Source organism: Thermobifida sp. (genome assembly GCF_017577275.1).
GTDB lineage: Bacteria > Actinomycetota > Actinomycetes > Streptosporangiales > Streptosporangiaceae > Thermobifida > Thermobifida fusca.
Window position 1 is genome coordinate 13,645 of record NZ_PITY01000010.1, and the last position, 23,794, is coordinate 37,438.

Here is a 23,794-nt window from a genome sequence, read left to right on the forward strand (position 1 = left end):
CACGTTGAGGGTGGACGGGAGCCCGCAGACTTGCTGGGGTCAGACCGGCCGGGAGATCGGCTCGTCGTCCCTATCGTCCAACAGGGCCGCGAACCCCTCGTCGTCTACGTCTGCCTCGGCCGCGTGCGCGCCACGCGGCCGATAGCTCCGCCACCGCGACGGGAAAAACAGCGGAATGAGGAACGCGACCGCTAACGGCAGCACCAATCCAGCCTCCAATAGGGCCCGCACCCCTTCTTCCCCGGGAAGCTGGACCACGCCCAAGCCCGGCACAGTCAGCGGGGCAAACACCTGATCCGCCCACTTCGGCTGCAAAACGTGGGCGACTGTCGCCCCCGTTAATACCACTCCCGCCATTCCCGGAATCAGCGGAGTCAGTTTCGGGGGCACCAACACCAGCGCAACCACCAGCGCCAACACCATCAGCGCGGCGAGAGTGAGGAATTCACTGGGACCAAAAAACCCTCGCGTGGAGTTCACCAGCGCGCCTACCCGCGGCGTCACCCATCCGCCCGCCACGAGAAGCACCGGTCCCAACAACAACCCGAAGACAAAACCAAAGAAATGTCGCACGGGGGAGGTCTCCTCTCAAAAATCACGAGCACTTTACCGACAAAACACCTTTAATGGGTCGATCGTGGATGCCGTGTTTTTCCCCCGGCTGCTGCGGCACCCGCCCGGCCCGGCTGTGGTTGCGCCCACCGGTGCCCTCCCGCGTTCTAGGCTGGACCTATGGAGAGTCCGCACGCTGCCGACCCGGAGGGCATCGACCCCCAGGTCGTGGAACTCGCGACGACGATCTTCGCGTTGGCGCGCGCCGGCGACACCGCGTCCCTCGACGCCTACATTCGCGCTGGAGTTCCCGCCAACCTCACCAACGACCAGGGCGACACCCTCGTGATGCTGGCCGCCTACTACGGTCACGCCGACACGGTGGAGTGCCTGTGCCGACACGGGGCCGACGTCAACCGGCTCAACGACCGCGGTCAATCCCCACTCGCCGGGGCCGTGTTCAAAGACGAAGACGCCGTGGTGAAAACCCTGCTCGCCCACGGCGCCGACCCCACCCTCGGACAGCCTTCCGCCATCGACACGGCCCGCATGTTCGGCAAAGAGCACTACCTGGAACTGTTCGACAACGCCTAACCCATCCGCACCGGACGAGTGCCCGCAGCGGCTGACCAACCCCGCCCCGCAGCCCCCTGCTGTGACCGGGTGGTGGACGGCCGCTGCGCGCCCCGCGCAGCCATCCACCACCCGCGAAGGACGCGGCCACGGGGCGGGCGTGCCATACCCACGCGCGCACGTGAGGGGAAACCAGCCACGCCGCTGAGAGGAAGGACCGTGCCACACCACCACACCCTTCCGGCAGCCGACGCAGCGTCTTCAGCAAAAAAAGGGGGCCTGCTGCCCGTGCCGCAGCGTGACGCTCTCCCGCATGCCCCCTTCCGCTCCGCCGCGGTCCACCATGCTGCGGCGCCCGCCCATCACCCGGGGGAAGAATAGGAGTTACCCGACCCCATCACGGAAAGAGTCCACGTGAACGACGTGTCCCGCCCACACCCGGTCATCGACCCCGACCTGCCTGAGAAGGCACGCACCCAGCTTGAAACCGCGCTCCACCCACCCCAGGACACCCCACCGGCGGAACACCGCCGAACCCTGCTGCCCCAGCCCATCGCCGACCACCCGGTGGCCACCGTCGTCATCACCCTGCTCGTGCTGCTGGTAGGCATGCGTCTCCTGGCGCGCGTGTTCGTGTTCGTGGCCGCCGCCGTCCTCCTCATCGGAGCAGGCATCCTGCTCGTCGCCCTCCTCGCCCCCCGACGCGACCCCCAGCGCGCTGCGCGTCAGCTCCGCGACCGCTACCGCGACCACTATGTGACCGCCGACGATCTTGACGAAGAAGCAGCCGCACTCCTCGCGCGTGCCCAACGCGCCGTGGCCACGATCACCAGCGCGCACGTCGTCCGCGACGACATCCTCGACGTCGCCCTCAACACCGCGGTGCTGCCCCGTCAACTGTGGGAGACTGCTCGCGCCCTGCGCAGCCTCACCGAGCTGCGGTCCCGCCCCACCCCCAGCCACGGCGACGACACCACGATCGCCATGCTGCTGGACGACCGGAAACGCGCCCTGCAGGCCATCCACCAGTCCGTGGCCGACCGGGTGGCTGCCCTCGAGGACTACGCCACCCGGGTCAGTGAAGCCGAGCAGGCGTGGCAGCGTGTGGCGACCCTGCGCCGCCTGATCGCGGAACAGGAAGAACTGCGGGACCTGTTGGCTGCGACCGCCGCTGACGAGGTCGCGGTCCGCGAGCTTGCCGAACTGACGGAACGGGCCCGTGCCGCAGAAGCCCACCTGCAGAACGCGGCCCACCAGGCCGCACAGGCCGCCCTGCGCCTCCCCGGCGTGGACTAGGTCACGCCCACTGCACCGGATGCCCGTATTCCAAGTAGCGGACCGTGGAGCCAGTGCCCGCCACACACGCCGCGACCCGGCGCGCCTGCGGCTCGGGAAGATAGTCGCCGATCCGCTCCGGCTCCACTAAATGCGCGTCGCTGAGTTCGTCGGGGGGCAGCCGCACCGCCTCAAACTGGCCGGGACGCAGCAGACCACCGAACACGAACACGGTCGCTGGCCGCCGGTCCGGGCTCGCCTGGGCAGGTAGCCAGTCCACACACACCAGCCCACTCAACTGGGGGGTGAACCCGAGCTCTTCGGAGCATTCCCGCAAACACGCCTCCCGCGGAGACTCCCCCATCTCAATCACCCCGCCCGGCAGCCCCCACCCGGGCCGGTAGGTGGGCTTGACCAGCAGGACCCGCCCCGCCTCGTCGCGCAGCAACGCACTCGCCGCACCCCGGGTCCGCGGCAGGCTGTCGAAAAACTCCAACTCGCTGTCGGCCATGACTTGACCCTAGCCACGGCCTGCCGCGCCCGGCAGCGGTCCCGGCGGGGTTCCCCACTCGGCCACCACTCAGTCAGACGAACCACCGTGGTCGCGGGCATACCGCCGCTGAAAGTCAGCGCGCAACCGCGCCGAGGAAGCAGGATCGTCCCGGTGCAGCGCCTCATACTCGTCCACCGAGATAGCGTGCCGCGCATAGTCGTCGTAGGCAGCATCCCCTGGGCGCAGCACCGTTGTCCCACAGCCCAATGCCGGTTCGGAACGGTCCACGTAGCTGACCGGAACCCGCAGGCTGCCATCCGGGTAGCGGACCGCTTTCACGCGATTCACGCCATCACCCCATAAACCCCGTAGTAGGTGTGGAAATATTCCACGATCGCGTACGCCAGATCCACCTGGCCGCCCAGCATGGTCACGAGCACGTGCTCCTTGCGGGCCAGCGTGATCGCGAAGCACTCCGCCCACCATTCGTGGCGCCGGTGCCAGTACTCCTCCACCAGGTGGGGGACGCACGCGTCGTGCAGGTCCCGCCACTGGCGGGTCTCCGACATCATTCGGTCGGCCACATCCAACGCGTGCCCGATCTCGTGGAACACCAGGGACACCGACGTGTGCGGGCTACTACCCAACACCAGGAAACCGAAACGGTAGATCCCGGCAAGCCGGTCGAACGTGGGGGCCTGCGGGTCGTCGGGATCAGTCGACACCCCACGCAAATGGTTGAAACAATTCAGGTCAGCAACGGACCCTTCCCCGATGTAGATCCCGTTGACCTCTTCCACCACCCGGTCAACGATGGCGGGAGGAAGCCGCGACAACGCGTCCATATGGTCGAGAATGCGCGGAGAGGGGATAGTCCCGGCAGGCCAGCGGCGATGCAACACCGCTTCCAGCCGCCCCAGATGCCGCCGCCCGTCATCAGGGAACGGACGCACCCCCTGAGGATGCGGGCCACATTCCAGGATTTCGTTCACGAGTAAGCAACATAGAGCGTCTCCAGACCTCTCGGAGCCATCCACCGCCCCGCTGCCCCGGCCCGACACCGGCAACCCCACGGGAACACGGCACGCCTCCCGCCCCAGCACACCCCCGTTGTCCCAATCAGCGTCCAACCACCCCAGGGCAAGGTCCACAACGATTGCGTCACATCCCCGATTCCGTGGCGTTGCCCTGCGCGGCCGTGCGGCACGCCACCGCATCCGCCGCATCCATCACCAACCGGGTAAACAGCGTGGGCTGCTCCAAGTTCACCATGTGGCCGGCACGCGGCACCACCAGCAGCCGCCCGTCCACGCACGCGTCCACAAACAGCTTCTCGTGGATACGGAAATGGTCCCGCGCCCCGTTGATCAGCCACACCGTCCCCGGGTAAGAGGACAACAACGTCAACACGTCCAAGTCGGTGATCTCGTCGATCACCGCACGCCCCACCTCCATCGCCAGCCCGCCGTCCAACACTGCTTCAGCAGCCTCCGCAGGCAGCGTCCACCGGTGGAAACGCTCATTGACCGACTGTCCCCGGTCCGGAAGCCGCTCCAACAAGACGGCAGGAATCCGGTACATGTTCGCCCACCCGTGCACGGGACGCGCCGAACACCCCGCTGCCACCAGTCCAGCGACCCGCTCCGGGGACGCCGCAGCCGCCGCAATGGACACAAACCCGCCCAGGCTCAACCCCACCACCAAGGCGGGACGCCCCACCGCATCCACCGCCTCGTGCACCGTCTCCACCGCGCCGCGCAAGGTGAACGTCTCCCCACGCCGGTCCCCGTGGCCCGGCAAATCCACCGCGACCACCGTGCGCCCTTGCGCGCCGAGCATCTCCAGCTGCGGACGCCACATGGTTTTCGACGTGCGCAGGCCGTGCACGAACACGATCGGCACGTGCATCAGCCACCCCCTTTTTTCCCCGGCACCGCCACCGCCCTCACCCCTCATTCTCCCCGCCCCGCCGCCCCTCCTCGGGGACTAGCCGGCATACACCACCGTGACAGGGGCGTGATCCGACCACCGCTGGTCATGGGACGGCGCCCGCTCCACCCACGCCTCCTGGGCGCGCGCAGCCAAACCCGGCGTAGCGACCTGCAAGTCGATGCGCCACCCCGCGTCATTGTCGAACGCCCGCCCCCGATACGACCACCACGTGTACGGGCCGTCCTGATCAGGGTGCAACGCCCGCACCACGTCGACGTATCCCGCCTCCTCATACACCCGGGAAAGCCACTGCCGCTCTTCCGGAAGGAAACCCGAGTTCTTGCGGTTGCCCCGCCAGTTCTTCAAGTCAGCCTCCTGGTGCGCGATATTCCAGTCGCCGCACACCGCAAGCTCCCGCCCCTGGGCCTCCACTTCGGTGCGCCGACGCACCAGATAGGGCAGGAATTCCGCCATGAACCGCTCTTTCTCCTCCTGCAACGGCGTGCCCACCTGTCCGGAAGGCAGATACAGGCTGGCCACGCTCACCGGCCCGAAGTCCGCCTCCACGTAACGCCCCGAATCCGCGAACTCCGCAGAACCGAATCCGATCCGCACCGCATCCGGTTTCATCCGCGAATACACGGCCACTCCGGCACGACCCTTGGTTGCGGCAGGCACCAGCACCACATGCCAGCCGTCCGGCTCAGCCACCTCGGGGGGAAGCTGATCGAGTTCCGCGCGGGTCTCCTGCAGACACACCACGTCCGCTTTGGTGCCCGCCAGCCACTCCACGAACCCTTTCCGCGCTGCCGCGCGCAGCCCGTTGACGTTGACCGTCGCAATGACCAGAGAAGACATGGCCAGCAGCCTAGCCCGCACCCACTACTGCCTTCTCCCCGCGAAAGCCTCCCCCTCAAAGAGGCGAGGGCGTGAAACCGACGGCGGGGAGAAGGCGGGGAATACACAACGGTGGGCGAGCCGCCCCCCACGCGGCCCGCCCACCGTTGTGTATTCCCCGCCTCAGGGGATGCGTTTCGCTACCCAGGTGGACACCACGTGCAGCGGACCCTCCAACGGGCCGCGCCGTTTCACCAGCCGATGCCACAGGGTGGCGAAAATCAGCGAGCCCAGCAGAACCGACAGGCTCAACCATTCCGAGAGGAACGACAGCGGGGTGCCGTCCAGCATGTCGTTCTCATCCAGCCAGATCAGCAGGATGTGCCCCACATACGTGGTCAGCGACAGCGACCCCACAGCGATCAGCGGGTAGACCAGCCAGCGTGCCCGGCCCAGAGCATCAGTGACGATCAGGCACAGGCCCAGCAGTGCGATCGCCACACCACCCGCACCGTAGACGTCCATGAAGGTTCCACTGTGCGGAGCAGTCACCAGCAGCCACGCCCAGTCGGTGGCGGGCACGGTGCCCCCCATGCCTTCGGCATACAGTTGGTTGAACCCGTCGATGCCGAAGGGAATACCCGTGTCCGGGTCGAGGGTGGCAGCCAACCGTTCGTCAAGCCCCAGCCCGCGGATCGCCAGCCACGACAGGGTGTAGGCCGCGGCCGCCATTCCCGCGCCTACCGCGACCAGCCGCCAGCGCACACGCGGCTGCCGCAGGTCAAGACGGCCGATCGCCAATCCCGCGAACACGAACGGCAGCCAAGTGATCGCGGGATAGGAGCCGGTGAGCAGGAAGTTCACCACTCCGTCGTCCGCCAACGCGACGAGCGGGTCGTAGGCGTTGACGGTCTCCACGATCCTCGCCATGGTGCCCCCTCGGTCGATCCGGGAGCGGATCCAAAACGACACGATGGGGCCGATGAAACCCAGCGTGGCGGCCGCACCGGCGATGACGGTCCACCGCTCGGTCAGCAGCATGCAGGCGAACACGAAGAACACGGCGTAGTAGGCGAGGATCACCGACACCGGGGTGCCCAGCATGGTCAGCGCCGTGCCGAGAATCAGCAGGATCACGGCACGCACCACCACACGCCACAGCGCCACGCCGAGGTCTTTGTTGACTTTGCGGTCGTGCCCCCCGGACAGCAGCGCAATGGACACTCCCGCCAGGAGTGCGAACAGTGCGGCGGAGCGTCCCGCGGCAAGGGGCTGCAGGGGGTTGGTGCCATCAGCGAGCGTCCACCCCACCCCCACGTGCACGACGAACATGCCGAGGATCGCCACACCTCGGGCAACGTCGACCCCGAGAAGACGCGGGACCGGTGGTTTGACTGGCGGGGAGGACCCCTCCTGGGGAGTGGGAGCGCGATGCTGGGTGCGTGTTTCGACAGAAGAGTCGGTCTCAGGTGGAGACATGGGACCGGGAAAAGAAGTGGATCGGCTGGAACTGTTCGACACGCATATGAGGATCCCTCGACTGCCCCGAGGATCCCAGTCTTTTAACCCACTTGTGACCGGTTGTGTGACCGGTTGTGGCCAACTCCGTTCGCGGCGGGGAGGGGAAAGCCGCCGCGCGCGTGGGACGCCGCTAGGGGAGTAGCCCACGGGGTAGTCATGCCCTCCGTGCGGGGAGGGGGAAAGTGTGTCGAACAGTTCCAGACGCGGGGGATCGTCGAAGGAACCGTAGCTGGGGAGTCACGGAACATCAAGGGACCTGCCGGAAACGCCCCCATGAATCACGGTTGTTCCACTGTGATGGGGTGCCAGCGGTAGGGGGTCTGCTTCCAGCGCCGCCGAAAAGTCCTCCCGCGAGCCTTGTGCTGTCTGTGAAGCGAGAAAGTGCGGGCCGGCGTGGTCGCGCAGCATGGCTGGGGAAGGGTGTCTTGCGGCAGGGGAGGCCCTCCACCCTGTCTACTTGACATAATATTTATTATCGGCGATCAGGGGAGATGGGGGAGTGTCGCGGGTGGAGCCCGCACGATACACCGTGATCCCCGACCACCGCGTTCCCCCGCCCGGCGCTCCCCGCCTTGCCCTGCGCCCGCCGACACCTCGAGCCGGGTAAGAGCCAGCGTGCCACGTCGCGCCGGCGGTTCCTCCCAGTCCGCGCCACCCGGCTGGCCTTAGGCGGCCGCCTTCGAAAGCCTGAACTTCCGTAAGACGGGTTCTCTTTCCCCTTAGGGTGGTCGCCATGTGGCAGCGTGATGTGGACCTTGTGGTGCCCCTGTGGCAAGGGTGCGACGATATGCGGGTCGCGGCTGGGGCGAGCGCGCTGGCGCGGCTGGTGGCCACGGCAAACCCCAGAATGCACATAGCGGTCTCTGACGGTCGGCGCGGCGCTGTCGACGGCGTGCACCACCTGGAATTGATCGCCCGCACCATGCGGCAGGTGCGCACCCGGATGGCCCGCCGAAACCCGGCCCGAGTCCTCACCCTGGGCGGGGACTGCGTCTCCGACCTGGCGGCTCTCGAGCATTTATCCCGCCGCTATCCCGGCATGGCCGTCTACTGGGTGGACGCCTACCCCGACCTGCACACCCCGCAGTCGTCCCCCACCGGCCTAGTGCAGGGCATGGCGCTGCGGCTCCTGCTCGGTGAAGGACACCCCCACCTGCTGGGGGCCAGCCGTCTCGTACCTTCCCAAGTGAAGCTGATAGGCGCCCGGGTGGCAGCCCCGGAAGAAGTGGAGTTTGTCCGCAGCCGACGGATCGAGGTGGTGGACACCACCCGGCTCACCGTGGACGCACGATCAGTAGTGGCCGGCCAGCAGCCGGGCTCCCCCGCCTACATCCACCTCAACCTCGGCGCCTGCGACCCCCAGGATTTCCCGGCAGTGGCGTTCCCCGCGCCCGTGGGCCCGCGGGCAGCGTTGCTCACAGCGGCCGTGGCGGCGATCACCGCCCACCACACCGTGGTGGGTGTAGGAGTGTGCGAATACACGCCCGCCGTCGCCCACGATGTGACCGTGCTGCAGTCCTTGCTGCAGGCGCTCAGACTCGTGGATCCAGCCCCACCACCACCGCAGGAAGGAGCGCGGGAAGTCCCCGGCGTGCTGTAGCAGCGGCGAGCAGGCATCGCCCCGTCCTGGTGCGCCGCTTGCAGCGGTCGTCCGGTGGCGGGGCTGTCGGGGCGTGGGCGAAAGCTGTGCGGGCAGGGATGGGGTAGCATGCCACCCACAATTGTTACCGACTAGTAGTTATGGGGGTGGGTGCCCCCGGGCCCGTGCAGAGGAGCAGCCATGCCGACACTCGACCGCCACGGCGACGTCTACGTCCTCGACCTCGGCGACACCGAAAACCGCTTCCACCCCGACTGGATTGCCTCCGTCAACGCCGCCCTCGACGAAGTCGAACACACCCAAGGCCCCTGCGCCCTCGTCACCGCAGCCACCGGCAAATTCTTCTCCAACGGCCTCGACCTGGAATGGCTGGCCGCCCACCCCGAACAACGCCACGACTACGTCGTCAGCGTCCACCGCCTCTTCGCGCGCGTCCTCACCCTGCCCATGGTCACCGTCGCCGCCCTACAAGGACACACCTTCGCCGCCGGCGCCATGCTCTCCCTCTCCCACGACTTCCGCGTCATGCGCGCAGACCGCGGTTTTTGGTGCCTGCCCGAAGCCGACATCAAAATCCCCTTCACCCCAGGCATGTCCGCGCTCATCCAAGCCCGCCTCAGCCCGCAAACCGCGCACGAAGCCATGGTCACCGCCCGCCGCTACGGCGGACACGACGCGTTCGCCGCAGGAATCGTCGACTCTGCCGTCGCCGAAGACGAAGTACGCGCCACCGCGCTGGACATCGCCGCCGCCCACACCACCAAAGCCGGCCCCACGCTCGCCACCATCAAAACCCGCATGTACCGCCAGGCTTTGGACGCGCTCGCTGAAACCCCGATCCCCCTGTCCTGAACCGGCGAGCCTGCCACCCCTCCCTGAACTCCTCCGGCGGCAGGCCCCGTTACCCGCCCTGTTGTTGTCCCACTCCAGGCGGCAACAACAGGGATTTCTCGTTTGATGCGCGCAAACCCCGTCTTACGGCAAGCGCAACCATCCCGTGCGCACCCGCCACGAACCGCCGCGCTTCAACAAGTCGAGCACAGCATGCTGCAGGCGGGTCACCGGAGTCACCCGGTCAGGCGCCACCTCGGGACACTCGAAAACAAACCGGAACATATCCGCGTCCCCAGGGCCCTCGTGGTCCGACAGCACGAAACGATCCTGGAAAGCCCGGATATTGGACTCCGGCGGCAGATAGTCCCGCAACTGCGGATCCAGCAGCCACGACGTGCACACCGCCACACGCACCCGCTCCCCGGTCACCGCGGACAGCACCTCACCCGCCCGGGCCAGCGAAGCATCCACCGCATCAGCAGACAGCGGCTCCCCAGCAGGAATATGCAGCCGAGCCACCAGGCGCTCGTCCACCACTCCCACCAGCTCCGGAAAATCACCGCTGTCCAGGTAGGCCGTCTCATACTGCAAACGCCCCACCTCATACAGCGAACCCCGGTAGTGCAACGCGATCCACACCGGCAGGTCCAGCCCCACCCGGCCGTACATGCGGCGAGTCTTCGCCACATGCCGCCCCAGATCCGCAAGCGTGGCCGCGGTGACATCCTCCGGCACGCCGCGGCTGCGGTGGCGCTCCCGCAGCACATCCACCGCGGCAAGGAACGCGTAAATGGGGGCGCAGCGCACGCGAGGGTCGTCAGCAGAGATCACATCGGGCCAATCCACCCAACCCGGGCGGCCCACATCCGCGAGGATGCGCGCATAACAGGCATCCACCAGCCACCGGGCCGCTGCAGGCCAGTCCTGGTCCGGCCACAATGCACGCAGATCAGCGCGATCCGCACCCTCCACCGCGGCCGCATCCAGCAGCTCATCCGCAGCCTCTCGACCAGGCAGCGGAGCAGGGGGCGGGTCAGGGAAATCAGCAAGGGAGGACAAAGTGGCAGCAGCCTCAGAGGCAAGCCCCAAGGCGCGCGCTTTCGATGTGAGATCCATACTGCCATGCTGACAGGAACCCGGAGAAAATGCCCAATGTTAATCGTGAACTACTCCAGGTAGGCAGATCATGCCAATTTTTCTTTCTAGTGAGGCACACGTCACACACGGCGCATAGTCTTTAAGTTCAAACACACCTCATCAACCGTGAAAGCTCGCGAAAGGGGACAGACAGCGATGGCCGACCCCGAACAGCAGGTCCGCGAATGGCTCACCGCCTACACCGCACCCACCATGAGCGTGGCCCACCTGCTGTGCGATCGGCACGACCCGACCCGCACGGCCGTCACCGAAGTCCAACCCGACCTGTCGTCCACCACCCTCACCTTCGGTGACCTCTCCCGCCGTGCCGCACACCTGTCCGCTGTCCTGGCCTCCCACGGAGTCACCCCCGGCGACCGGGTCGCCACCCTGCTGCCCCTCGGCATCGACCTGACCATCAGCGCCGTCGCAGTGTGGCGGCTAGGCGCCGTCCTCGTCCCCCTCCCCCCGGTGCTGGCCGCCTCCGCCATCGACTGGAGACTGCGCCAAGTCAACGCCACAGCCGTCCTCGCCCCCGCCGACCAGACCAGCAAACTCACCACCGGCTCCTGGACCGTGATCGACCCGCACAAGGAAGCCGCCACACCCCCACCCGACCCCGCCACCGTGGGACCCGACGACCCCCTGCTCATCAGCCACACCCCCGGCATATCCGGGCCCCCGCGGCAAATCACCGTCCCCGTGCGCGCCCTGGCCGCCTTCCACATCCACCACCACTACGGCCTGCACATCAGCGACGACGACATCTACTGGTGCTTCAGCGAACCCGGCGACCCCCACGGCCTGTACTACGGCCTGGTCTCCCCCCTCCTTGCCGGACACACCTGCCTGCACCTGCGCGCCGGCTTCGACCCGGAACTCACCTTGGACGTCATGGAAACATTCCAGGTGACCCGCCTCGCCGCCGCGCCCACCATCTACCGGGCCCTGCGCACCGCCACGAAAACCCTGCCCCCCGGCATCATGGTGCAAGGACTCGCCACCAACGGCGACGAGTTCCGCACCGACCTGTCCGAATGGGCGCTCGGCACCTTCGGCGTCGGCATCAGCGACCACTACGGCCACCCCGAATCAGGGATCGTCGCCGTCAACGACGGGCACGGCGGCCCCCTGACCGCCCTCCCAGGATTCCGGCTGACAGTCCTCGAGCCGCTCAGCGACACCCCGGCCGAAACAGGAGTCCCCGGACGCGTAGCAATCGACACCCACAACAGCCCCGCCTGGTGGTTCGCGGGCTACCCGGACGACCCCCTGGCCACAGCCCAGCACTTCAGCCCTGACGGACGCTGGTACCTGACCGGAGACACCGGCACCGTGGACGACACCGGCGCCGTCCACCTCACCCGCCACAACGGTGAAGTGATCATCACCTCCGGCTACCGGATCGGCCCCTACGACGTGGAATCAGTACTGCTGGAACACGACGCCGTCGACGAAGTCGCCGTCTACGGAATCCCCGACCCGCTCCGCGGCGCACTGGTAGCAGCCAACGTCGTCCTCACCCCGGACGCCTCCCCCAGCGACGAACTCGCCGAGGAGCTCAAACGCCTCGTCGCTGAACGGTTCGCAGAAACCGCGGCCCCCCACCAGGTGACGTTCGTGCCGCACCTGCCGAAAACCGCGAGCGGCAAACTACGCCGCAACCGGCTGCGCGCCAGCGCTGCCTAGCCTTTCTCGGCTAGTCGACGAGCGTGTCGATCCGGGCAGCCATCTTCAAATCGCGTTCGGTCACATGGCCGACATCGTGGCTGGTGAGCGTGAACGTGAGCGTCGTGTAGCGGATGTCGATATCGGGGTGGTGCTGGGCTTCCTCAGCAGCCTGGGCAACCCGGTTGACCAGCTCGATGCCGTCCAGGAAGCTCGGCACGGTCACGGTGCGGGTAATAGCCTGCCCTTCCCGCCGCCACGCGGGCAGCCGGTGCATCGCCGACTCCAACGCGGCCTCGTTCTTTGTGTCCACCATGGTTTCCTCCCTGCCTCGAGCTTGCCTCTGCGGTCCAGGGCAGTGCCCGGCGCCGTCTTTCCTCTACCCGCAATCACCCCGCCCCACCAGCACCCCGCCGGTCCAGGGCAGGCCCGGGTGATGCAGGAGACAGGCGTGGAAAGGGCAGCAACAAGACCGCTGAACAGCTCCACCAAAAGCTCATCAAGACCGGACAGCGTCGTCGGCGCCTGTTTTCTCTACTGGTGGAACCCACAAACGCCACGCCTTGGCCCAACAATCAACGGCCTCCACCACCAACGACACACCGCTCCAGACCCGAAGAAACGAGCGCGCCCAACCGACAAACACCAAGACTCACACCACACACGGCACGTCCCAGCCACCAAGCCTTCGAAAATTGGGATAGTCCACGCCAAAGGTGCATGTTGGATAATTTTGCACCGTGTGCCACTTTGGTCGGTTTGGTGTGGCGTCCAAAAATTAAAACCGCATCCCCAAACCTGCTTTTGCGGGGGCCGAGCTGGTGGAAGGCAGTGAGGAGCAGTTCTGTCTGCGGTGATCGTCTTCTGCTGGCGGATGCTGCGCACACGCCGCGCCCAGCAAGCCCCGGTCTGGTTGGGCTGGCTCATTCTCGCCTCCTAGGGCGCGGCAGCACTGTTGGCCGCTGGTCTTCTCGCTGCCGTATGGCTGCTGCTCGGCTCTCCTGGTCTTGAGGTTCCTCAACAACTCACCCCGAAGGATCTGGACTCGATTGCTACCCGATCCTTCGGGGTGGTCGCAGGAATGGGCGCCGTGGCCGCGCTGGTGATCAACTACCGGCGCCAACGATTGTCTGAAGCGGAAAACAGCCGCAAAGAAACCCGCCTGTTTACCGAACGCTTTGAAGGAGCCAGCGAAAAACTCGGCAGCGAATACGCCGCAGTCCGTCTGGCTGGAGTCCATGCTCTGGCGCATGTGGCCGATGGTGCTCCCAGCCGCGAGTTACGACAGATGTGTATCGATGTGTTGTGCGCCTACCTGTGCCTGAAGACGCCAGCAAAGAGGAACACGTCGAGCATCAGCAACGCACCCTCCGGTTCGCCTCGTTTCGGGAGGTGCGTCACACCATCATCCGCATCATCGGTAGACGGCTCCGCAAGGATGCCCCTGTCTCCTGGCAGGGCTGCGACTTCGACTTCACCGGGGTCGTTTTTGACGGCGGCGACCTCTCCGATGCCCATGTCACCGGAGGTCGCATCAGCTTCCGCGAAGCACAATTCACCAACAGCAGGATGGACTTCACCGGCGCGACGTTCTCCGGAGGCACAGTGGACTTCACCGACGTTCGTGATCTTTCGGTGATGCCGCAAGGCTTGCGGGAAGCCACGGTGAAGGCTGCGCCGGAAGCGAAGGTGCTGCTGCCAGAAGAGTGGCTTTCGTCTTCCCCTGCGGATTAAGTCAGTAGAGCTCTGACTGGTTTCCTGGTTGCCGTCTTGGCGACGACCGTTCAGACAAGGCCCCTTACGTCGCCTGCACCGCTACGATGCACCCTCCCCTTACCCGGACCCGTCCCAGCCGCTTTGGCTTTCACCGTGATGAAAACAGCCCGCTCGAGAACTAAAGGCTATTGACGGTGGCCCACCCTCACTGCTCGATCCTCAACCGGCCTTGAGCAGGAGCCAGGCCGGTTAAGGATCGCGTTGCCCAACCCGTGTCAGGCGCTACACCCGGTGGTTAAGGCCAATCCACGCCAGGGCTGAGGGTTCCGCTAAAGATTGGGGACGACCAACCGGGGGGATAAACCTCATCGTCTTTTTTGACGGTGGTTGCGGTCGTGTAGCGTCCCGGCTCGGCGGGTTCAACGAAAAAAGGTCCGCATTCGCGCGCCTGGTGAGTGTCGAGGGTGACCCGGCAGGAGTTCAGGGTCGATGGGTCCCGTGTCAAGTGATACTGCTGACTGTCGATCAAGTCGGGATCGAGGTCCATCAACCAGACCCACACGGTGACGTCTGTACCAGCTATCTCGGCGCTGAACGCTTTGACTTCTGCGGAAACAGCAATCTGCCCGTTTTCTTTCTTGATACAAGGGCGCACCTGCACGGTGTCGTTGATCATGCTCGCCCACGACCGGCAGTTTTTTGTGGCTACGGAAAGCTGTTCTCTCGGTTCTCGTGGTTCTTCTGTTTCTTCCACAGTCGCGGGAAGGTCCGCAGAGGAGGAGGGCTCTGGGCTCGCTGAGGGTGAAACAGAAGCCGAGGGGGAAGGCTCTGCGGTGGCTGAAGGTAACGCTGATGGGGAGGACAGTGCAGCTGCCGACGGTGAAGAAGACGTCGACGAATCCTTTGAAGACAGAAAATAAACAACTGCAGCAATCGAACAGACCGCACCGATCGCGGCGAACAGTGAGTGGACCAGGAGCCGTCGGGGGACGGCCGCAGCATTTTTCGCCGGGGAGCTGGACTCTGACCCTCCGGAATTCGCTGGTTCTTCCTGCCCCTTCTTCTCTGCAGGAGAACTGTACTGCTGGGCTTCCAGGCAGCGCGCGGCTTGGCTTCCCCAACTGCGGGGATACCGTTCTGAAAGCCGGGCAGCCAGGTCCTCCACCTGCCTAGTGATTTCGCGCAGCCTTCGCGCCTGGGAGGGGTCCTTTTCTTGAAGGCCAGTGTGGTTGATGAGGGCGTCCACTTCGGCCGTGCCGGGAAGTCGCCGACTCTTGATCTGGTGGATCTGTTCGTGGCCTTGCATCCACCCTGATAAATCGGACTGGTCCACGCCCATTGCCTGAACCAGAGCTTTACGGCCTGCCCCATAGTGTTCGAGGACTGTGCTGAGCTCTTCAGCGAACTCATCCAGGGCCTTGGCTAGCGCGACGGCATCCCGCTCAAAATCAGTGTCAGGAGTCGTGTCCCGCTCCGCCATCCCACCTCCTTCACCATTCCTTGTCACACCTCAACGGTGTTTCTCCTGCTCATAACCGCACTCGGTTGCGGTGCCGCTACACGCCATTCCTCTCCTCTTTCTCACCTGGCTGCGAGGCGACGCGGCTTCTACCAAGGCCGCAGCCACCACAGTCAGGAAGGCCCCCATACCGAGGAAGGAAAAATGCGGAGTTTCACGACATATTCTCAAAAAATGTCGTCATTCTCTTCGAAGTTATCGGACTGTTGAGGTTCTCTTGATCTGCCGTGTCCGTTGGTGTGACAACCACGAGATGTTCTGCTCGTTCTTCCAGCACGGCAGGACCCGACTCGAGGAGAGAAATCCACGCTGGCCGCACAGCAGTGGCCGAGGAACGTGACGAAAGTCGTGGGACACAGGTTTTCCGCTGATCAAGGAGGACGAGGGCCCATCCAGGGAACAAATCTTCCCGGGTAGAGCTTGGGGGATTGCTCTCCAGCGCGACCCTTTCCACCGCAAGGAAGCCCTACGTTATCCCGCAATCACCTACTGCAAGGAAAGACTGGCATGCGGTCGTGGACACTCGCCGCATGCAGATACGCGGCACAAACCCACGTCTCCGGCCCGCCGCTGCCACGAATCTCGCGCTCCCCACCAGCGCAATGACCACGAGTCAAGTCATGCGAACGCACCAATCGGCGACGAGACGCTGCAGCGACCCATTCCGGCCACCCCTATAAGCCGCCACGCCACCCGCAACGACACTGTTCTCCCGAAGCTCAGCCCCATGCCGAAAAAACCGAACCGGACTAAGTTGCTGGAGACGAACAACCACGCAACGCAAAGGAGACTCCATGACGGCAGCAGAAAGCGCACGCCTTACCCTTCTCGTCCTCTACAGCGACCGCATGGAAGAGTGCCGCGCCTTCTACAGTGCCCTGGGACTGTGTTTTGCCCGTGAACAACACGGTCAAGGACCACAGCACTACGCGGCCGTACTCGACGACGGTTCCGTATTCGAGATCTACCCTGCCTCCCCCGAACGCCGCACGGGTATCACACGACTCGGCTTCCGCGTTGACAAGACTTTGCTTCAAACACCCCTGGAAGCCGGACACCATATCTTGACCGACCCGGACGGCCGCAAAGTCGACCTTCACGTGGTCTGAAACCCTCCCCCCGGAAAAAGGGCTCGTGACCGCACCACCCTCCACGAAACCCGCCCCGCAGCGAGCACCGTGAAGTCGTCACCCGACCGCACAAACACGCGGCCTCTAAGGTTCACCACTGTCAGGCACCGCGCCGGGAGCACCGCTCCCCCGCGGGCCCACTCACTCAATATCCGGTCACATACTGGCGGGGATCATTGCCAACACCCACAAAGCCACCCGCCGCCACGGCCACACCCCTGGAATAGCCCACCTTCCCCGAACACACCCCCGTAGCAGGCACCCAGTCGTGCCTGCACCAGACCCTGCGACCCCACCCCGGAAACACGCCACCGGCATCATGCGCAGCTCACTCCATGCCTGCCCCTGGGGTTTGGAAAACCCCGAACCACGGGGGTTAAGGCGTGTGGGAGGAAGGCCGGCTTGGCGGAATCACGGGGGATTCAGGAACCCGGATCACGATCACAGCGACATCGTCATCGTTGTCCTCAGGGCGGACGCGCTCAATGAGCAGGTCACAAAAGTCGTCGAGCTCGTGGTGGACGAGCTCGGCAGCATGCTGACGCAGCTGCGCCATACCCTCGTCCAGACCGTGGCGGGTGGATTCGATAAGCCCGTCGGTATAGAACACGACCGTACTCGCCACCGGCAGTTCAACAGCGGAGTCGGTGCGCGGAATATCCGTCTCAGCACCCAACAACAGGTCGTGGTGCTCGTCGAGGAAACGGGCCTGCCCGTCCCGTAACACCAGCAACGGCGGCAGGTGGCCAGCGTTCGTCCACCGCAAAACCCGCCGCCCTTCAGAACCGTCTTCTTCAAGCCGCGCAAAAACCATGGTGGCCATGGAGACTTCACTGATGTGCCCCAACGCGTGGTCCAACCGGCTGACGATACTGCTGGGCGGCTCGTCACGGTCCCACGCCAACGCCCGCAGCATGTTGCGGATCTGCGCCATGTGAGACGCGGCCTGCAAGTCGTGGCCCGCCACATCCCCGATAACCAGAGCAGGGGTGCCGTCTTGAAGACGAAAAGCGTCATACCAGTCCCCACCCACGTGGGAGGCATCAGGCGCAGGATGGTAGCGCACCGCCATCTTCACCAAAACCGTTTCGGGAAGCGGCGACAGCAGATACCGCTGCATGGTTTCGGTGACCCGCTGCTGACGCTCATACAGTCGCGCATTGTCGATAGCCAGCCCGGCCTGACGGGCCAAGTCGTCGACCAACGCCAACTCGGTGCTGGTGAAATCGTGGAGCTGATCGGCACGCCCCAAAGTGAGCGCCCCCAGAATGGCGCCGCGCGGCCCCCGCAGCGGCGCGGTGATGGCCGCGTGAATCCGGGTGCGTTCAAACAGCGTCCGCTGAGCCATGGCCAAACCCGTGTCGGGGGGACGCTGGTAGTCGCGGGGACTGACCCGAGTCGTCGACGCCCCGCGCAGCACCCGCGACAGCGGCATCAAAGAGGTTTCTGAAACGGGTGGCAGCGGCCCCTGCATCTCTTCCCGACGGATATGCCGCCCGTTTTCGTGGTGGACCACAAGCGCCCGCTCCAGTTCCCCTATCTCGTTGAGCAGGTCAATAACGACCCAGTCCGCAAGACGAGGCGTGACCTGCCGCGCCAGCAGCCACAGCGCTTCCCTGACCTGCAAAGTAGACGTCAGCACCGAAGTGACCTCGGCGATCAGGGAAAGACTGTCAGCAAGGTCGGTCAGCGTGGTCACCTGGTCGACAGGAACCTCCTCAGAAGAGGGGTCACCCCGCGGGTCACGGGGATGGAACAACACCAGCGCCCCCGTAGTGTCCCTGTTAATGCGGTACGGGGCGGTCAACCAGATCACGGGCAGCAGGGCGCCGTCACCACGCAGGAACCACTTGTTGCCACCGTAGACGCTCTGTCCTTGCAGGAAGGCTTTCATCAGCGGGCATTGGGAACGAGGCAGCAGAGCCCCGCCTTCAGCCCGATGCAGCAGGTCATGGGCGTTACGCCCTATCATGGCGGACTCAGAGCGACCGAGAAGTTTCTCCCCACGAGGGTTGACCGCAATGATCTGTTCGCGGTCATTAGTCACGTACACCCCGATTTTGAGCCCGGACAGGACTTTACGCGGCAAGTCCTGCTCCGATGCGGAAAACGAGACTGGATGCGGCTGATGGTCGCTAGGCACGGCGCTGCCTTCTTTCCACGCGCAAGGCTGCTTACCCGAGTCGAAACCGGTCACAGACTCCAGGTGTTCCCATAGGCCTCCCCTCCCCACCCAGGGCACTACCCCCACACAGCGTTCTGTTTCAGGGAAGCCCAGACCGCTCCTCCCGGACTGCCCGCAGCCCACAGGAAAAGAACAGCAGACGGTCCACCGCGCGCCAACTCACCCCACGAAACCCGCGCTGCCTTCCAGGCCAGGGCTAGGCGCAGCCGCAGTGCTCAAAGGCCCACGTGACGCATGGGGTTGTCGTGCCACGCATCCGCGGGACGAATATAGGTATCGACAACGGACGAGTTCGGCGACCAGCGCCCCTGCCGGGCAATATAAGCACGAGGCACCCGAGCCTCAGCGGCCGCAGTCGCCGCACCCGCCCGCAGAGAATGCGCAGTGATCGGCGCATCGATCCCCGCGCGACGAGCGAGAGTCTTGATGATGTGATTGATCCCGGCACCGCTCATCCGCCCTGAACCACGCAAAGCAGCCCCCGGGCTTCCCGCAGGCCGCCCATACCGGTCCACCGCACGCAGCAGCGGACCGTCAGTGATACCACGTTCCCGCAGCGCATCAATCCACGCCAGCGTGGTACGCACCGGGCAAGTGCGCGCCAGAGAACCATAGGGAACAGCAACAATCGCGCCAGCCGACTCCCGGTCAGTTTTAGAGGTGCGCACCCGCACCTGAAGCCCTTCGGAAACCGCGCGCACATCAGCGATATCCAAGCCAGCCAGCTCGCTACGGCGGGCCATCATCGCAAAACCCAACAGGCAAAGAGTGCGGTCCCGCAGCCCAGCAAGGTCGTCGCTAGTGGCCTCAACCATGGCACGCAACTGTTCCACCGTGAGCGCAGGAGCGCGACGCGGCTCATATCCGGCTTGCGCACGCTCCCTGCGATAGGCGCGCAGCACCATGCGGGCAGGTTTAGTGTCGAGCGGCAGGCCAAGCGCGGTGTGGTGGGACTGGATAGTGCCCAGCATCCGGTCAAGGGTGGCAGGAGCAGGCGGCGGAACAGCGTGGGTAAGCGCGTCAAGATAGGTGGCGAGCGTGGCAGCAGACGCGGGAAGCGGACTGCGGTTTTCGCGGGCGCACCACTCTTGGAAAGCAGCCCAGTCCCGCCGATAGGCAGCACGCGTGTTCGGCGTCCAGCTTTCGGCGATACGCGCGGCCGCAGTAGCACTCAGTTCCCCGCTGCTGGTGATCGGAGCGGGAGCATGGGCGGGCATGAGCGGGCCGTCAGCGCGGGAAGCGGTCATCGACAGTCCTTCCTCGCAATGCCGCCAAAGAATCGTTTCCCCTGAATCTTGAGACACCTGGCGGACACGCAGGCACAAATCCGACCGTTGCGGAGTGTCCCAGCCATTCCTGTCCACCACGCACGTCCCACCCGGCACATCTTATGCAAGAAAACCGGGACACGACGCGGATTCCGTACACGGCGGCCGAGCGCACTGCTTTCAGGCAGCCCCCGGTGAGCCATGCCCAGAACACGCCCCTGACCCAGGCAGCAGGATGGGACGATTACACACCCATACGCGGCGGGCAGGCCGCGCTGCAGGTGGGGATAGCCGTCGACAGCCCATCCGCACAGCGCCACCAGAGAATGACTCCCCTAGCGACTGCGGGCACGCGGGCACAACCTGGGACAGCAGAGTGCCGCGGGCCAGGGGGTCAGGATTTCCAAGGGCCGATACGGTCCAGCCGGCGCCGCTGCTGGCGGGCAGCAGCCGCATCCAAGCCCCGGCCGCGTGCGACAAGCCGATCAGCAACCATAGTGCGGTGCGCCACAGGCTTATGGTCGTCGTACTTGAACTTGGCCCGCACCTGCGTGACCTGCAGGCGCAAACCGCGAATACCGGACAGCATCCGACCGTAGGGAGGCTGGCCGACGACGACGTCAGCAGAATTGCCGTCAGGCTGGAAGTAGTCCATTTGGCGGCGCAACAGTTCAGCCTTCCCCTCGGCGTCGTCGACGATGTCGGCCCGGCAGATGAACTGAACGGCCGCATAGTAGCTGGTGGGAACCCCCTCCTGCGGCGGGGATCCTGCCGCGGCACGCCACGTGCCGGGCACAAAGGCATAATCACCGACGACAGTGACGACAACGTTGGGGTCGCGTTCAAGCGCCGCCCAGACCGGGTTAGCGCGAGCAAGGTGGACCAGTAAAGCGTCCCCGTCGCGAACGAAATGGGTAGGCACAACGAAAGGCGGCTGGCCCGGCAATCCATTAACACAGAGCTGGCCGAAGTCATGGCCTTCAGCGAGCCAGGCCTGCCACTCGGCGTCGTCCAAGGCGGCATCCCAGGGGTGGATGAGCACGTCAAACCTCCTCAAAAGGCGGGCAGAGCGCACCCGGTCGGGGAACGGTACCGCAGCAGAACCTCCCACGCCACGCCTTTTCGGACCGTAGCCTTCAACGACAACGCTGCAGGCCACGGGTGGACGCTGCCGGTGCCAACTCCTCGCCCTGACTTCGACAAACCGGTCCCGGCGGAGAGTTCACTCACCACCGTCACCGTCGTCCTCCGCATCACCACTGCCTCTCCTACCGGAGATGAGGAATGCCAGCACTGCCACGGCCAACATGCTGATCGCGAACCACTCACCTCCTTCAAAGTAGAAGCCGAGGATCACAGCGGAGAGCGCACCGGGAAACAAACCGGATCCGATGGTGTCCAGCAACCCTCGGAATTTTCTCCACCCCGTTTGCGCCTCTCCCTCACCGGTGCTCGCGCTCCTCCTCAGACTGACCTCGCCAACGAGCATCATGAAGAAACCGACAACCCCCACACCTGTCGCGCTGAGGATGAGCGGGCCGGACCCTTGAGCGAGATCGATCACTGTCATGGCAGGGAACATGCACAACCACAACACGGCGCCAAGGACAGACAAGAGCTGCCACGACGTTTCGTTCTCCTCGCCGCTGCCCTCACCCGCCTCACCACCGGTCTTGGTTTTGCTGAAGAGAATCAGCGGGGCCAAGCCGGAAACCCCTGCGCCTACCACGCCGAGCTCAAACCGTTCAGTTTCTCCGAGATCACCGCTGATCATCAGGGCAGGGACAGGGACAATGCCAAGAAACAAGAGGATCCCGACCACGCTCAGGAGTTTCCGAAAGCCCACCAATCCCATCCGGACACCTCTGTTTCCAGTGAGAGGGATGCGCTGAAAAGTGGGGAGTTCTGGTTCTAACGGGGTGGATGCGGATGGGATTTCCTCGGTTTTTGAAATCCTGTCCTTCCGTCCACAGGCAGATCAGTCAAGCTCTTCGTTCAACAGGATGCGACAAGACAGAACCAGCACCGTCTTCCCTGAGACACCGACTGCCGGTCTCCTTCTCAAGGGTGCGCAGGTCCACCCGCAGATGCCGTGGGCATTGCGGGAGCCGAGGTCCCCTCGTTGAAACGTGGCTTCCCGACGTCAAGAGAAGGTTACGGGCATGAGGTCCATTGGGAATTCCAAGCACCAGCGTTCTATGCAGTCGTCTGGGGTTGGGACCAGCGCGGGGGACTACCACGTGCCCAGGTGATGGGTGCGCCGTACATGAACTCACTGCTAGGGAAGCTGACGAGGGCTGCTCCGACCTGGGTGCCGCCACACACAGTGGAGTCAGGTGTTGTTGTCGTCTGGTGCTGCACTGGAATTACAGCTTGCGGAGCAGCGCGAACGTCCTGACGTGTGGCTGTCGGCTACTGATTCGCCTTCATGGGCGCGCGTTTACCCAGACCGCGTCGAGTAGGGCGGCCCTCGCAGGCTGTGGGGGGAACTCGAGCAGGCCCATGCCTGGTGGGTCCAGCGCGGCCGCCCGGAAGTGTCAGAGTTCGGGCTGACGGTGGGACCGCAGGGCCATGTGGTGTGGTTCGAATCCCCCGACGGCCCCTCATGGCGCCATTGAGGGGACGATGCTCGGGAAAACGGTTTAGAGTGTCGTGTATGGCGAAGCTGCCCACAATCCAGATAACGAGGAGATAACGCCTCACGAAATTGCAGGTCAGCTTCTGTGAGCCCCACGCACGTGGGGATGGACCGGGCCTCCAGTCGGGCGCGCGCCTGTTCCGGGCGTGAGCCCCACGCACGTGGGGATGGACCGCACCAGAACCAGGAGCGCACCGTGACCACCAGGTGAGCCCCACGCACGTGGGGATGGACCGGGCCGCCCCACGGGACAGCCCTTCCCTCACCGGTGAGCCCCACGCACGTGGGGATGGACCGAAGTGCTCGGCCTGCAAGGGCCACGGCCGTGTGTGAGCCCCACGCACGTGGGGATAGATCCGATGTCCGTATCGTTTTGGGCTGCAGATTGCTGCTGTCGCTGAGGCTATGGGGCGGGCACGGGCGTGTTTCCGTGTCCCGCCCCACTTGCTGTCGCCCTGTTGTGATCGGGAGGCGTCGCGCCCCTGCTCCGTGGGTCGCGGGGTGGAGGGGAGGAGCCGCGTTTCCCGCGTCTGTTTGGTTGCTGTTCTCCCTGCCGGGCAGGGTGGGGTGCTTCTTCTCTTCTGTCGGGTTTTCTTGTGTTTTGCCTGGTCTGAAGAGGGTGTGGGGTGGTCGGGGGTGCGGGCTGCCGGGGCCGGGGTGAATCGTTGCAGGGGGTTTGCAACGTTATGGCGGCCGCGGGGGAGAAGGGGGTTTGGGCGGGGGCTTGCGGGGGCGTACCCTCGCTTTTTTGTTTTTGTTAAGGGGAGCATATAGAAAACCACTAGCCCAACCTAGCGCCATGTCCGGTTTGTCGGCCTCCCTGCGGTTCGTTTGCTTGGCTTCTTTTTGTCATTTATTAACAGTTGCACCGCTCCCACATTAAAAGGGGTGGTGGTCCACCCCAGCGACAACACAA

Annotated in this window: 21 protein-coding genes and 1 CRISPR repeat array; of the genes, 7 read left to right on the forward strand and 14 right to left on the reverse strand. The window is 65.0% G+C overall.

Annotated elements, in window-relative coordinates; translation table 11 throughout:
• Positions 1-39 precede the first annotated feature (39 nt).
• Positions 40-573: a hypothetical protein gene (locus CW348_RS00915; protein WP_287462403.1), complete on the reverse strand. Its 534-nt coding sequence runs from the start codon at positions 571-573 to the stop codon at positions 40-42.
• Between the two features lie 159 nt (positions 574-732).
• On the opposite strand from CW348_RS00915, the gene CW348_RS00920 reads away from it, so the two are divergent.
• Both CW348_RS00920 and CW348_RS00925 read left to right on the forward strand, forming a co-directional pair.
• The gene (locus CW348_RS00920) at positions 733-1,146 is read left to right on the forward strand and encodes an ankyrin repeat domain-containing protein (RefSeq protein WP_011291966.1); all 414 of its coding nucleotides are present in this window, start codon (positions 733-735) and stop codon (positions 1,144-1,146) included.
• Positions 1,147-1,539: 393 nt separating this feature from the next.
• Complete coding sequence (locus CW348_RS00925; protein WP_016188693.1) at positions 1,540-2,421, forward strand: hypothetical protein; 882 nt, start codon at positions 1,540-1,542, stop codon at positions 2,419-2,421.
• Position 2,422: 1 nt separating this feature from the next.
• On the opposite strand, the gene CW348_RS00930 is transcribed toward CW348_RS00925, so the two are convergent.
• The 6 genes from CW348_RS00930 to CW348_RS00955 all read right to left on the reverse strand — a co-directional run bounded on the left by CW348_RS00930 (position 2,423) and on the right by CW348_RS00955 (position 6,994).
• Positions 2,423-2,911, reverse strand: a complete 489-nt coding sequence (locus CW348_RS00930) for an NUDIX hydrolase (RefSeq protein ID WP_011291968.1) — start codon at positions 2,909-2,911, stop codon at positions 2,423-2,425.
• Positions 2,912-2,980: 69 nt separating this feature from the next.
• Positions 2,981-3,241 carry a hypothetical protein gene (locus tag CW348_RS00935; protein ID WP_146088119.1) on the reverse strand — a complete coding sequence of 87 codons (261 nt, stop codon included), beginning with the start codon at positions 3,239-3,241 and terminating at the stop codon, positions 2,981-2,983.
• The gene (locus CW348_RS00940; RefSeq protein WP_016188695.1) at positions 3,238-3,738 is read right to left on the reverse strand and encodes a hypothetical protein; all 501 of its coding nucleotides are present in this window, start codon (positions 3,736-3,738) and stop codon (positions 3,238-3,240) included. Before CW348_RS00940 ends, CW348_RS00935 begins: the two co-directional genes overlap by 4 nt.
• Before the next feature lie 316 nt (positions 3,739-4,054).
• Entirely contained in the window at positions 4,055-4,801 is a 747-nt protein-coding gene (locus CW348_RS00945) for an alpha/beta fold hydrolase (RefSeq protein WP_016188696.1), read from the reverse strand.
• Positions 4,802-4,879: 78 nt separating this feature from the next.
• The gene (locus CW348_RS00950) at positions 4,880-5,683 is read right to left on the reverse strand and encodes an exodeoxyribonuclease III (RefSeq protein WP_011291972.1); all 804 of its coding nucleotides are present in this window, start codon (positions 5,681-5,683) and stop codon (positions 4,880-4,882) included.
• Positions 5,684-5,845: 162 nt separating this feature from the next.
• Entirely contained in the window at positions 5,846-6,994 is a 1,149-nt protein-coding gene (locus CW348_RS00955) for a hypothetical protein (RefSeq protein WP_016188698.1), read from the reverse strand.
• Positions 6,995-7,916: 922 nt separating this feature from the next.
• Between CW348_RS00955 and CW348_RS00960 the strand changes: the two genes are divergently transcribed.
• The gene (locus CW348_RS00960) at positions 7,917-8,783 is read left to right on the forward strand and encodes an arginase family protein (protein ID WP_061783490.1); all 867 of its coding nucleotides are present in this window, start codon (positions 7,917-7,919) and stop codon (positions 8,781-8,783) included.
• A gap of 180 nt (positions 8,784-8,963) precedes the next feature.
• The gene (locus CW348_RS00965) at positions 8,964-9,635 is read left to right on the forward strand and encodes an enoyl-CoA hydratase-related protein (RefSeq protein ID WP_011291975.1); all 672 of its coding nucleotides are present in this window, start codon (positions 8,964-8,966) and stop codon (positions 9,633-9,635) included.
• Positions 9,636-9,758: 123 nt separating this feature from the next.
• Here CW348_RS00965 and CW348_RS00970 read toward each other — a convergent pair whose 3' ends face one another.
• The gene (locus CW348_RS00970; RefSeq protein WP_011291976.1) at positions 9,759-10,733 is read right to left on the reverse strand and encodes an acyltransferase domain-containing protein; all 975 of its coding nucleotides are present in this window, start codon (positions 10,731-10,733) and stop codon (positions 9,759-9,761) included.
• Between the two features lie 177 nt (positions 10,734-10,910).
• Between CW348_RS00970 and CW348_RS00975 the strand changes: the two genes are divergently transcribed.
• Positions 10,911-12,443: an AMP-binding protein gene (locus tag CW348_RS00975; protein WP_011291977.1), complete on the forward strand. Its 1,533-nt coding sequence runs from the start codon at positions 10,911-10,913 to the stop codon at positions 12,441-12,443.
• Positions 12,444-12,453: 10 nt separating this feature from the next.
• On the opposite strand, the gene CW348_RS00980 is transcribed toward CW348_RS00975, so the two are convergent.
• Positions 12,454-12,738, reverse strand: a complete 285-nt coding sequence (locus CW348_RS00980; protein ID WP_011291978.1) for a 4a-hydroxytetrahydrobiopterin dehydratase — start codon at positions 12,736-12,738, stop codon at positions 12,454-12,456.
• A gap of 1,001 nt (positions 12,739-13,739) precedes the next feature.
• On the opposite strand from CW348_RS00980, the gene CW348_RS00985 reads away from it, so the two are divergent.
• A complete protein-coding gene (locus CW348_RS00985; RefSeq protein WP_016188700.1) occupies positions 13,740-14,156 on the forward strand; it encodes a pentapeptide repeat-containing protein in 417 nt (138 codons plus the stop codon).
• A 277-nt stretch (positions 14,157-14,433) separates the two neighbouring features.
• Here the strand turns inward: CW348_RS00985 and CW348_RS00990 are convergent, their stop codons facing one another.
• Entirely contained in the window at positions 14,434-15,618 is a 1,185-nt protein-coding gene (locus tag CW348_RS00990; protein WP_287462415.1) for a hypothetical protein, read from the reverse strand.
• 833 nt (positions 15,619-16,451) lie between these two features.
• Between CW348_RS00990 and CW348_RS00995 the strand changes: the two genes are divergently transcribed.
• A complete protein-coding gene (locus CW348_RS00995; protein WP_011291982.1) occupies positions 16,452-16,766 on the forward strand; it encodes a glyoxalase/bleomycin resistance/dioxygenase family protein in 315 nt (104 codons plus the stop codon).
• 397 nt (positions 16,767-17,163) lie between these two features.
• On the opposite strand, the gene CW348_RS01000 is transcribed toward CW348_RS00995, so the two are convergent.
• From CW348_RS01000 to CW348_RS01015, 4 genes are all read right to left on the reverse strand, one after another.
• The gene (locus tag CW348_RS01000; RefSeq protein ID WP_258076938.1) at positions 17,164-18,984 is read right to left on the reverse strand and encodes a SpoIIE family protein phosphatase; all 1,821 of its coding nucleotides are present in this window, start codon (positions 18,982-18,984) and stop codon (positions 17,164-17,166) included.
• Positions 18,985-19,187: 203 nt separating this feature from the next.
• Complete coding sequence (locus CW348_RS01005; protein ID WP_104613134.1) at positions 19,188-20,219, reverse strand: tyrosine-type recombinase/integrase; 1,032 nt, start codon at positions 20,217-20,219, stop codon at positions 19,188-19,190.
• Between the two features lie 415 nt (positions 20,220-20,634).
• Positions 20,635-21,282 (reverse strand): FMN-binding negative transcriptional regulator, encoded by a 648-nt coding sequence (locus tag CW348_RS01010; RefSeq protein ID WP_107491448.1) that lies wholly within the window; start codon positions 21,280-21,282, stop codon positions 20,635-20,637.
• Positions 21,283-21,462: 180 nt separating this feature from the next.
• Positions 21,463-22,062: a hypothetical protein gene (locus CW348_RS01015; RefSeq protein WP_156482475.1), complete on the reverse strand. Its 600-nt coding sequence runs from the start codon at positions 22,060-22,062 to the stop codon at positions 21,463-21,465.
• A 901-nt stretch (positions 22,063-22,963) separates the two neighbouring features.
• Positions 22,964-23,236: direct repeats of the CRISPR family, unit length 29 nt; unit sequence GTGAGCCCCACGCACGTGGGGATGGACCG.
• Positions 23,237-23,794: the final 558 nt, after the last annotated feature.